The organism is Citrobacter sp. Cpo126, assembly GCF_030332445.1.
In the GTDB taxonomy this organism is placed as follows: domain Bacteria; phylum Pseudomonadota; class Gammaproteobacteria; order Enterobacterales; family Enterobacteriaceae; genus Citrobacter; species Citrobacter portucalensis.
This window is the reverse complement of sequence record NZ_JAOWHT010000042.1, coordinates 70,019-81,050: the sequence shown is the minus strand read 5'-3', so window position 1 is coordinate 81,050 and position 11,032 is coordinate 70,019. Positions and strand designations below refer to the sequence as shown.

General features: G+C 52.6%; 11 protein-coding genes and 4 tRNA genes. 5 read left to right on the top strand and 10 right to left on the bottom strand.

Going from position 1 to position 11,032, the window contains the following annotated elements; genetic code table 11:
• Window position 1 precedes the first annotated feature (1 nt).
• The 10 genes from OGY17_RS19705 to mltB form a co-directional block, all read right to left on the bottom strand.
• Window positions 2-75: transfer RNA gene (locus tag OGY17_RS19705), tRNA-Arg, on the bottom strand.
• Between the two features lie 192 nt (window positions 76-267).
• A tRNA-Arg gene (locus OGY17_RS19700) sits at window positions 268-344 on the bottom strand.
• Between the two features lie 60 nt (window positions 345-404).
• Window positions 405-481 (bottom strand) — tRNA-Arg (locus tag OGY17_RS19695).
• Window positions 482-484: 3 nt separating this feature from the next.
• Window positions 485-577: transfer RNA gene (locus OGY17_RS19690), tRNA-Ser, on the bottom strand.
• 336 nt (window positions 578-913) lie between these two features.
• Window positions 914-1,099, bottom strand: coding sequence for a carbon storage regulator CsrA (csrA, locus tag OGY17_RS19685; RefSeq protein ID WP_000906486.1), 186 nt, complete (start codon window positions 1,097-1,099; stop codon window positions 914-916).
• A gap of 238 nt (window positions 1,100-1,337) precedes the next feature.
• Entirely contained in the window at window positions 1,338-3,965 is a 2,628-nt protein-coding gene (alaS, locus tag OGY17_RS19680) for an alanine--tRNA ligase (protein WP_284884457.1), read from the bottom strand.
• A 128-nt stretch (window positions 3,966-4,093) separates the two neighbouring features.
• The gene (gene recX, locus OGY17_RS19675) at window positions 4,094-4,594 is read right to left on the bottom strand and encodes a recombination regulator RecX (RefSeq protein WP_008785618.1); all 501 of its coding nucleotides are present in this window, start codon (window positions 4,592-4,594) and stop codon (window positions 4,094-4,096) included.
• An 86-nt stretch (window positions 4,595-4,680) separates the two neighbouring features.
• Complete coding sequence (gene recA / locus OGY17_RS19670; RefSeq protein ID WP_003037330.1) at window positions 4,681-5,745, bottom strand: recombinase RecA; 1,065 nt, start codon at window positions 5,743-5,745, stop codon at window positions 4,681-4,683.
• A gap of 92 nt (window positions 5,746-5,837) precedes the next feature.
• Complete coding sequence (gene pncC, locus OGY17_RS19665; protein ID WP_048225249.1) at window positions 5,838-6,335, bottom strand: nicotinamide-nucleotide amidase; 498 nt, start codon at window positions 6,333-6,335, stop codon at window positions 5,838-5,840.
• Window positions 6,336-6,526: 191 nt separating this feature from the next.
• Window positions 6,527-7,606 carry a lytic murein transglycosylase B gene (gene mltB, locus OGY17_RS19660; RefSeq protein WP_185757624.1) on the bottom strand — a complete coding sequence of 360 codons (1,080 nt, stop codon included), beginning with the start codon at window positions 7,604-7,606 and terminating at the stop codon, window positions 6,527-6,529.
• Between the two features lie 265 nt (window positions 7,607-7,871).
• Here mltB and srlA point away from each other — a divergent pair, with 265 nt between their 5' ends.
• Genes srlA through gutM form a run of 5 tightly spaced genes read left to right on the top strand, consistent with a single transcriptional unit; the run spans window position 7,872 to window position 10,991 of the window.
• Window positions 7,872-8,435 carry a PTS glucitol/sorbitol transporter subunit IIC gene (gene srlA, locus OGY17_RS19655; RefSeq protein WP_003037339.1) on the top strand — a complete coding sequence of 188 codons (564 nt, stop codon included), beginning with the start codon at window positions 7,872-7,874 and terminating at the stop codon, window positions 8,433-8,435.
• A complete protein-coding gene (gene srlE / locus OGY17_RS19650; protein ID WP_048225255.1) occupies window positions 8,432-9,403 on the top strand; it encodes a PTS glucitol/sorbitol transporter subunit IIB in 972 nt (323 codons plus the stop codon). Before srlA ends, srlE begins: the two co-directional genes overlap by 4 nt.
• A gap of 13 nt (window positions 9,404-9,416) precedes the next feature.
• Entirely contained in the window at window positions 9,417-9,779 is a 363-nt protein-coding gene (gene srlB, locus OGY17_RS19645) for a PTS glucitol/sorbitol transporter subunit IIA (protein WP_103285684.1), read from the top strand.
• A 17-nt stretch (window positions 9,780-9,796) separates the two neighbouring features.
• Entirely contained in the window at window positions 9,797-10,576 is a 780-nt protein-coding gene (gene srlD / locus OGY17_RS19640) for a sorbitol-6-phosphate dehydrogenase (protein ID WP_003037345.1), read from the top strand.
• Between the two features lie 55 nt (window positions 10,577-10,631).
• On the top strand, window positions 10,632-10,991 hold the full coding sequence (gene gutM, locus OGY17_RS19635) for a transcriptional regulator GutM (RefSeq protein ID WP_008785622.1): 360 nt from the start codon (window positions 10,632-10,634) through the stop codon (window positions 10,989-10,991).
• Window positions 10,992-11,032: the final 41 nt, after the last annotated feature.

The window sequence follows — 11,032 nt, the reverse complement described above, 5'->3', positions numbered from 1 at the left end:
GTGCATCCGGGAGGATTCGAACCTCCGACCGCTCGGTTCGTAGCCGAGTACTCTATCCAGCTGAGCTACGGATGCATCGGAAAACTTGCTTTACTGCCGATATTGATATCGTGATAAGCGATATCAAGTAAGAGATGGTGCATCCGGGAGGATTACTCGGCTGCGCCTCGCCCTGCGGGCCGCTGCTAAAGCAACGTTATCCTCCCTGGTGCTCGCGATTATCTCGCAGACCATGAAACAACAGTTTTGCTGTTGCCTCGGAGAAGATGGTGCATCCGGGAGGATTCGAACCTCCGACCGCTCGGTTCGTAGCCGAGTACTCTATCCAGCTGAGCTACGGATGCATCAGGGAAACTTACTTTACTGCAGATTTGATGTCGCTGCTAAAGCGCTATCAAGTAATATGGTGCATCCGGGAGGATTCGAACCTCCGACCGCTCGGTTCGTAGCCGAGTACTCTATCCAGCTGAGCTACGGATGCAAATGGCGGTGAGGCGGGGATTCGAACCCCGGATGCAGCTTTTGACCGCATACTCCCTTAGCAGGGGAGCGCCTTCAGCCTCTCGGCCACCTCACCAACACGCCTCTTGCGAGTGCTTCGAAGAACTTGTTTCTGCTCATCGTCGCTGCGTGGCGCACATATTACTTTCTGGGACTTATAAGTCAAACAATTTTTCCAGAGCTTTTATCGTTTGCACATTTCACGCGCAATTAGTCTGCAAAAACGGCAAAAAGAGTGTTTTATCAACAGATAAATTGGCAATTTCCTGAAGGAGTGAACAAACGGAAACTTCGCAGGAAAAGGCATTACGCGCAGTGGAATCGAAAAAATGGGGAAGGCGAAGAAGAAAAGAGAAGAAAAAGAGTAACTCAATCAGGTTGCGCCTCACCAGAAAGGTGAGACGCGAAAACCTTAGTAACTGGACTGCTGGGATTTTTCAGCCTGGATACGCTGGTAGATCTCTTCACGATGGACAGAAACTTCTTTCGGGGCGTTTACGCCAATGCGCACCTGGTTGCCCTTCACCCCTAAAACTGTCACGGTGACCTCATCGCCTATCATGAGGGTCTCACCAACTCGACGAGTCAGAATCAGCATTCTTTGCTCCTTGAAAGATTAAAAGAGTCGGGTCTCTCTGTATCCCGGCATTATCCATCATATAACGCCAAAAAGTAAGCGATGACAAACACCTAAGTGTAAGCAGTCACGGCATCACATTCTGTTAAACCTAAGTTTAGCCGATATACACAACTTCAACCTGACTTTATCGTTGTCGATAGCGTTGATTCAAACGCTGCGGATTGAAGTCCGCAGCGTCGACTTACGCTTATAATTATTACAGTTTTGCGCTGACCCAGCCTTTCACACTGGCTAACGCTGCAGGCAGAGCCGCTGCATCCGTACCACCGGCTTGCGCCATGTCCGGACGACCGCCACCCTTACCGCCGACCTGCTGAGCGACCATTCCAACCAGTTCCCCTGCTTTCACGCGATCTGTCACGTCCTTAGACACACCCGCAATCAGAGAAACCTTACCTTCCACTACCGTTGCCAGAACGATAACGGTAGACCCCAGTTGATTTTTCAGATCATCAACCATGGTACGCAACATTTTCGGCTCAACGTCCGCGAGTTCGCTGACCAGCAGCTTCACGCCGTTGATATCAACCGCTTTGCTGGAAAGATTTGCACTCTCCTGCGCCGCAGCCTGTTCCTTCAATTGCTGCAATTCTTTTTCCAGTTGACGAGTACGCTCAAGCACGGAACGAACTTTGTCACCGATATTCTGGCTATCGCCTTTCAGCAGCTGCGCAACATCGCTTAAGCGATCGCTCTCAGCATGCACGGTTTGGATAGCACCTTCACCGGTTACGGCTTCAATACGACGAACGCCTGCCGCAGTACCTGACTCGGACACAATGCGGAACAGACCGATATCACCCGTACGGCTGGCGTGAGTACCGCCACACAATTCGGTAGAGAAATCACCCATGCTCAGAACGCGCACATGGTCGTCATATTTCTCGCCAAACAGTGCCATTGCGCCTTTGGCTTTTGCCGCTTCGAGATCCATGATGTTCGTTTCAATCGGCAAGTTGCGACGGATTTGCGCGTTCACCAGATCTTCAACGGCACGGATTTCAGCAGACTTCATCGCTTCGGTATGAGAGAAGTCGAAGCGCAGCAGTTTATCGTTAACCAACGAGCCTTTCTGTGCCACATGTGTGCCCAGAACCTGGCGCAGCGCTGCGTGCATCAGGTGCGTTGCGGAGTGGTTCAAACGAATACGCGCACGACGGGCTTCATCCACATCAGCCTGTACCGCATCACCAATTTTCAGAGAACCCGCAGACAGCTTGCCAATGTGACCAATGGCCTGGCCATATTTCTGCGTGTCGCTAACGGCAAACGCGAAGCCTGCGCCTTTCAGCTCACCCTTGTCGCCAACCTGACCACCAGATTCCGCATAGAACGGCGTCTGATCCAGTACGACAACGGCATCCTGACCTGCGTTAATTGCGTCTACCGCTTTACCATCAACAAACAGCGCGGTCACTTTGCCGTTCAGTTCCAGGTGCTCGTAGCCTTTAAATTCAGAGGCGCCATCAACGCGAATCATCGCATTGTAGTCTGCGCCAAAACCGCTGGCTTCACGCGCACGACGGCGCTGTTCTTCCATTGCAGCTTCAAAGCCCGCTTCATCAACCTTAATGTTACGCTCGCGGCAAACGTCTGCCGTCAGGTCAACCGGGAAACCGTAGGTGTCATACAGACGGAATGCAGTTTCGCCATCCAGCGTATCGCCAGACAGTTTTGCCAGTTCTTCGTCCAGCAGCGCCAGACCACGCTCCAGAGTACGCGCAAACTGCTCTTCTTCGGTTTTCAGAACCTGTTCAACCATAACCTGCTGACGCTTCAGTTCTTCACCTGCAGAGCCCATGACGTCCACCAACGGACCAACCAGCTTGTAGAAGAAGGTATCCTTCGCGCCCAGCATGTTGCCATGACGTACCGCGCGACGAATGATACGGCGCAGCACATAGCCACGGTTTTCATTCGACGGCACAACACCATCGGCAATCAGGAATGCACAGGAACGGATATGGTCGGCGATAACGCGCAGAGACTTGTTGCTCAGATCAGTTGCGCCAGTGACTTTCGCCACGGATTCGATCAATGAGCGGAACAGGTCGATTTCATAGTTGGAGTTAACGTGTTGCAGCACGGCCGCAATACGCTCCAGACCCATACCGGTATCCACGGACGGTTTCGGCAGCGGTTCCATGGTGCCGTCAGCCTGACGGTTGAACTGCATGAAGACGATGTTCCAGATCTCAATGTAGCGATCCCCATCTTCTTCTGCGCTTCCCGGAGGTCCACCCCAGATATGGTCGCCGTGGTCGTAGAAAATTTCGGTACATGGACCGCAAGGACCGGTATCACCCATCTGCCAGAAGTTGTCTGAAGCATAAGCCGCACCTTTGTTATCACCGATACGGATGATACGTTCGCGCGGAATACCGACTTCTTTTTCCCAGATTTCATAGGCTTCATCGTCAGTTTCATAGACGGTTACCCACAGACGCTCTTTTGGCAGGGCAAACCAGTTTTCACCGGTCAGCAGTTCCCATGCATATTGAATAGCGTCGTGTTTGAAGTAATCGCCGAAGCTGAAGTTGCCCAGCATTTCGAAGAAAGTGTGGTGACGTGCAGTGTAACCGACGTTTTCCAGGTCATTGTGCTTACCGCCCGCACGTACACAACGCTGCGAGGTGGTTGCGCGGGAATAATTACGCTTGTCGAGGCCAAGGAAAACATCCTTGAACTGGTTCATCCCGGCGTTGGTAAACAACAAAGTAGGGTCATTGTTCGGTACCAGGGAGCTGCTGGCAACTACCTGGTGTCCTTTACTATGGAAAAAATCGAGAAACGCCTGACGGATCTCAGCGGTGCTCTTGCTCATAATTATCCTGAAGAAATCAAGCTAACGAAATGTCATTACCAGCATCGGCATGCAAACTGCGCCTCTGGCAATCGAAAAGTGGGAATAAGATAAGTTTTCTTTACTGGGAAGTAAAATCCCGTATGCGGTCAATCGTCAAAATTTCGCCATATTGCCTGAATATCTTCCATCAGATAGCCGCGATAGAGCAAAAAACGCTGAACCTTTATCTTATCTGAAAAATCGACAGGTAAAGGTTCGCCGTACTTCCGAATGGCCTGCTCGCGTGCAAGCACTGCCCAGTCAATTTCGCACTCACGCATGGCCCGCTCGATAGCTTCACGTGCGATCCCTTTTTGGTTTAATTCCTGGCGCACTCGGGCTGGTCCATAACCTTTGCGGCTACGGCTGGCGATAAACTGCTGCACGAAACGATCATCATCCAGATAACGACTTTCAATACACCAGGCGATGACCTTGTCGTAATCCTCCGGCGTGGCATCAATTTCTTCTGGTCCATTTTTCCCCATCACCGGAGCGGCCAGCTTGCGCCGCAGTTCCTGCTCGCTGTGGTCGCGCATCGCCAGAATGCGTACGGCGCGGTCAAGCAGTCGGGAATAAGCGGAACGGCGGGAAGTTGCTTCTGTCATAGTAAGCCTTCAGAAATGAAAAAGGGCTGCATGATATGCAGCCCTTTACTATATGTGATTCACAACATGCGATTCAAAACAGATTATCAGAAATCTTCGTTCGTTTCTTTTACGTCTTCGCCGCTGTCATCAACGGAGAAATCAGGCGTTGAATCCTGGTTATTGAGCAGTAACTCACGTAATTTCTTCTCAATTTCTTTCGCAGTTGCCGGGTTTTCTTTCAGCCAGTTGGTCGCATTCGCCTTACCCTGACCGATTTTCTCACCGTTGTAGCTGTACCATGCACCGGCTTTTTCAATCAGCTTCTCTTTCACGCCCAGGTCAACCAGTTCGCCGTAGAAGTTGATGCCTTCACCATAAAGGATCTGGAATTCAGCCTGTTTGAACGGCGCTGCAATTTTGTTTTTCACAACCTTAACGCGGGTTTCGCTGCCGACCACATTGTCGCCTTCTTTCACCGCGCCAATACGACGGATATCCAGACGAACAGACGCATAGAATTTCAGGGCGTTACCACCGGTGGTGGTTTCCGGGTTACCAAACATAACGCCAATCTTCATACGGATCTGGTTGATGAAAATCAGCAGCGTGTTGGACTGCTTCAGGTTACCGGCCAGCTTACGCATCGCCTGGCTCATCATACGCGCCGCAAGGCCCATGTGAGAGTCGCCAATCTCACCTTCGATTTCTGCCTTCGGCGTCAATGCGGCAACGGAGTCGACAACGATAACGTCAACCGCACCGGAGCGCGCCAGCGCATCACAGATTTCCAGCGCTTGTTCACCGGTATCCGGCTGAGAACACAGCAGGTTGTCGATATCAACGCCAAGCTTACGGGCATAGACCGGATCCAGCGCGTGTTCCGCATCGATAAATGCACAGGTTTTACCTTCACGCTGTGCAGCGGCAATAACCTGCAGGGTCAGCGTTGTTTTACCGGAGGATTCAGGCCCGTAGATTTCGACGATACGGCCCATTGGCAAACCGCCCGCGCCCAATGCGATATCCAGAGAAAGCGAACCGGTGGAGATAGTTTCCACATCCATGGAGCGGTCTTCACCCAGGCGCATGATGGAGCCTTTACCGAATTGCTTTTCGATCTGACCCAGCGCTGCAGCCAACGCTTTCTGTTTGTTTTCGTCGATAGCCATTAATTACTCCTGTCATGCCGCTTTCGGGTTAAACCGCGAAACGTGATAGATAATGTTCTGTTGAGGCAATTATACTGTATGCTCATACAGTATCAAGTGTTTTGTAGAAATTGTTGCCACAGGGTTTGTAACGCGTAGACGGTCGCCTGTCGACGTACCGCGTCGCGATCGCCGCTGAAGCATTCCCGACGCGTAATCCCCTCGCCGCTCGCGCTGGCAAAGGCGAACCATACGGTACCCACGGGCTTTTCTTCACTGCCGCCATCCGGCCCGGCAATACCGCTGATCGAGACCGCGAAATGCGCGCGGGCAGCTTTTAGCGCGCCAATCGCCATCTCCACCACTACAGGCTCGCTCACCGCCCCATGCTGGGCCAGCGTCTCTTCGCGCACGCCTATCATCTGTGCTTTGGCTTCGTTGCTGTAGGTCACAAACCCGCGTTCAAACCAGGCGGAGCTTCCGGCAATATCCGTAATCGCTTTGGCCACCCAGCCGCCGGTGCAGGACTCCGCCGTCGTAACGGTCGCCCCACGCGCTTTCAGCGCCAGGCCAACCTGCTCACTTAACTGCATCAGTTCACTGTCGGTCATTTCAGCCTCTGTCAGTTAAAAAATATGCCGGACAAGATAGCACTTTCATAACCAATGTGGGGATGGAGAGAACGTTTTACGAGGGGGATTCCAAAAATTGCTCCGTTGCATAAATAAGACCTGCCGGATGACGATATCAGGGCATCTTATCCGGCCTACAAGAGATTTCTTCCTGTAGGCCGGTGGAGCGATTACTGCACGCGCGCCAGCGCGACCGCCTGACCCAACTGCCACACGGCCATCGCGTAGTGGGTACTGTGGTTGTAGCGGGTGATGGTGTAGAAGTTCGGCAATCCATACCAGTACTGATAGCCGGTACCAATATCCAGGCGCAGCAGGCTGGCCTGCTGATGATTACCCAACGACTGCTGTGGCGTCAGACCCGCCGCAGCAAGCTGAGAAATGCTGTACTGGGTTTTAAAGCCGTTCGCCAGCCCAGGTGCCTGACCATTTGCCGGCACCGCGACCGTATCGCCTTTCACCCAGCCGTGGCCCTTGAAGTAATTCGCCACGCTACCAATGGCATCAACCGGATCCCACAGGTTAATGTGGCCATCACCATTAAAATCAACGGCATATTGCTTATAGGAAGACGGCATAAACTGGCCGTAGCCCATCGCGCCGGCGAAAGAACCTTTCAAATCGAGCGGATCGTCGCTTTCATCTCGCGCCATCAGCAGGAAGGTTTCCAGTTCACCAGAGAAGTATTCCGCACGACGAGGATAGTTAAACGACAGCGTCGCCAGAGCATCCAGAATCCGCGTTTTACCCATCACGCGGCCCCAACGCGTTTCAACGCCGATAATGCCAACGATAATTTCCGGCGGAACACCATAGACCTGCCACGCACGGTTCAACGCATCTTCATATTGATTCCAGAAGGTCACACCATTTTGCACGTTGTCAGGCGTGATGAACTGTTTGCGGTAGCGCAGCCATGCGCCGTTAGGACCGGCTGGCGGTTGAGTCGTCGGTGCCTGGCGGTCCATCAAACGCAATACCGAGTCCAGACGCTTGGCCTGCGACAAGATCTCCTGCAGCTGCTGGCGGTCAAAGCCGTGCTTGTTCACCATTTTTTCGATGAACTGCTGCGCGTTCGGATTATTGGCAAAATCACCGCCCGTTTGCATGACGTTGTGCTGTGGCTCAAGCAGGAAGCCGCCGGATGGCGCACCCGTAGTCGTTTGAGTCTCTGAAGGTTTAGGTTTGCTGCTACAGGCAGCGAGCAGTACGAAAAGGGGGAGTAACGCTACATAACGACGCTTGAACATGAGACATCCATTAAACAAATTCAGCCTAGGAGAAGTATGGTAAAGCATCCTCCGGCATACAAGGAAGCGGTAGTCGCTCTCCTTCACAGAATTTACATCCCCCTTTCATCTCTGACCTTCACATTTGCGAGCTTTCACGCAATAACTTTCAAATTAAAATATTTATCTTTCATTTTGAGATCAAAATAACACTTTTATATCTTTCGATCTGATTAAAATTAGCCACCGTTTGGCAAGATAACTAAAATCCCTACAGGAGAGAATAATGATCGACACCATCACACTCGGTGCTGAGTGGTTTATCGGGCTGTTCCAGAAAGGCGGAGAAGTGTTTACCGGTATGGTGACCGGTATTCTTCCCCTGCTGATTAGCCTGCTGGTCATCATGAATGCGCTGATTAACTTTATCGGCCAGCAACGTATTGAACGTTTTGCTCAGCGCTGCGCCGGAAATCCACTGTCCCGCTATTTGCTACTGCCGTGCATCGGCACATTTGTATTTTGTAACCCGATGACGCTGAGTCTGGGTCGCTTTATGCCAGAAAAATACAAGCCCAGCTACTACGCCGCCGCCTCTTACAGTTGCCATTCCATGAACGGCTTATTCCCGCACATCAACCCCGGCGAACTGTTTGTCTATCTGGGGATCGCCAGCGGCCTGACCACGCTGGGGCTTCCGCTTGGCCCACTGGCGGTGAGCTACCTGCTGGTCGGTTTGGTGACTAACTTCTTCCGCGGCTGGGTGACCGATTTCACCACCACTATCTTCGAGAAAAAAATGGGCATTCAACTTGAGCAGAAGGTGCATCTGGCGGGAGCAACATCATGACACGTATTCGTATTGAAAAAGGCACCGGTGGCTGGGGTGGCCCCCTTGAACTGGATGCCGTACCGGGCAAGAAAATTGTCTATATCACCGCCGGAACTCGCCCCGCAATAGTCGACAGGATAGCAAGCCTGACCGGTTGGCAGGCAGTTGATGGCTTCAAAGAAGGCGAGCCGCCGGAGAACGAAATTGGTGTGGCGATCATCGACTGCGGCGGCACGCTGCGCTGTGGGATCTACCCCAAACGCAGGATACCGACGGTGAATATTCACGCTACGGGTAAATCCGGCCCGCTGGCTCAGTACATTGTCGAAGATATCTATGTCTCTGGCGTGAAAGAAGAAAACATCACGATAGTCGGCGAGGCATCCGCTGCGCCGCAACCTGCAAGCAGCACTATCGGTCGCGATTACGACACCAGTAAAAAGATTACCGAACAAAGCGACGGCCTGTTGGCAAAAGTGGGAATGGGCATGGGTTCAGCCGTTGCGGTTCTGTTCCAGTCCGGACGTGACACCATCGATACCGTCCTGAAAACTATTCTGCCATTTATGGCGTTCGTCTCGGCACTGATCGGCATCATTATGGCTTCGGGTCTGGGAGACTGGATTGCCCATGGACTCGCGCCGCTGGCCAGCCATCCGTTGGGACTGGTTACTCTGGCGCTGATCTGCTCTTTCCCGCTGCTGTCGCCTTTCCTCGGCCCCGGTGCGGTTATCGCCCAGGTTATCGGCGTGCTGATCGGTGTACAGATTGGTCTGGGGAATATTCCTCCGCATCTGGCGCTACCTGCCCTGTTCGCCATTAACGCCCAGGCTGCATGTGACTTTATTCCGGTTGGGTTGTCGCTGGCCGAAGCGCGTCAGGACACTGTTCGCGTCGGCGTGCCATCCGTACTGGTGAGCCGTTTTCTGACCGGCGCGCCTACCGTTCTCATCGCCTGGTTTGTTTCTGGCTTTATTTACCAATAAGGGGCACTCAAAAATGACCGTAATTTATCAAACCACCATCACCCGTATCGGCCAGAGCGCCCCGGATGCACTGTGCGACCAGATGCTGATTACCTTTCGTGAAGGCGCGCCAGCGGATATCGAAGAGTTTTGTTTCATCCATTGCCACGGGGACCTGAACGGCTCTTTAAAAGCAGGGATCCAGTTTGAACTGGGCCAGCACCACTACCCGGTCACCGCCGTTGGCAGCGTGGCGGAACAAAACTTACGTGAACTCGGGCATATCACCCTGCGCTTTGACGGGCAGAGCGAAGCGGAATTCCCCGGCACTGTACACGTTGCGGGCCCCGTCCCGGACGGTATCACCCCGGGCTGTATTTTGAAGTTTGTTGCTTAAGATTGAAGGAGATAAAAATGAATCAGGTTGCCGTTGTCATTGGTGGAGGCCAGACCCTGGGGGCATTCCTTTGCCGTGGGCTTGCGACAGAAGGATACCGCGTCGCGGTGGTGGATATTCAAAGCGATAAAGCTGCCAACGTCGCGCAAGAAATTAACGCCGAGTTTGGCGAAGGTACCGCGTACGGTTTTGGCGCAGATGCCACCAGCGAACAGAGCGTACTGGCGCTGTCGCGCGGAGTGGATGAAATATTCGGTCGTGTCGATCTGCTGGTTTACAGTGCGGGTATCGCTAAAGCCGCTTTTATCAGCGACTTTCAGCTTGGGGATTTCGACCGCTCGCTGCAGGTCAATCTGGTCGGCTACTTCCTCTGTGCTCGTGAATTTTCACGCCTGATGATCCGCGATGGCGTGCAGGGACGCATTATCCAGATCAACTCAAAATCAGGGAAAGTGGGCAGCAAACACAATTCAGGCTACAGCGCGGCAAAATTTGGTGGCGTGGGCTTAACTCAGTCACTGGCGCTGGATCTGGCGGAGTACGGGATCACCGTACATTCGCTGATGCTCGGCAACCTGCTGAAATCACCAATGTTTCAGTCGTTATTACCGCAATATGCGACCAAGCTGGGCCTTAAGCCAGATGAGGTGGAGCAGTACTACATTGATAAGGTTCCGCTTAAACGCGGCTGCGATTATCAGGACGTACTGAACATGCTGCTGTTTTACGCCAGTCCAAAAGCCTCTTACTGCACCGGGCAGTCCATCAACGTGACCGGCGGTCAGGTGATGTTTTAATGTTGAATTGCCGGATGGCGGCTGCGCTTATCCGGCAAAATCAAAGGAGTACATAATGGTTTCCGCACTAATTACCGTCGCCGCTATCGCCTGGTGCCTGCAACTGGCGCTTGGTGGCTGGCAAATATCCCGCTTTAACCGGGCGTTTGATCAACTCTGCCAGCAAGGTCGGGTTGGTGTTGGTCGTTCCGGTGGGCGTTTTAAACCGCGCGTGGTGGTAGCCATTGCGCTGGATGAGCAGCAACGGGTGACCGACACGTTATTTATGAAAGGTCTTACTGTTTTCGCCCGACCAGGCAAAATTGCCACGATAATGGGCAAACATCTTGATGATTTACAGCCTGATGTGATCTTTCCCCATGATCCGTTATCACAGAATGCACTATCATTGGCGCTTAAACTGAAACATGGGTAATTTCGTTGTGAATGCTAATAGCTTGCGAAATTATCATTTTG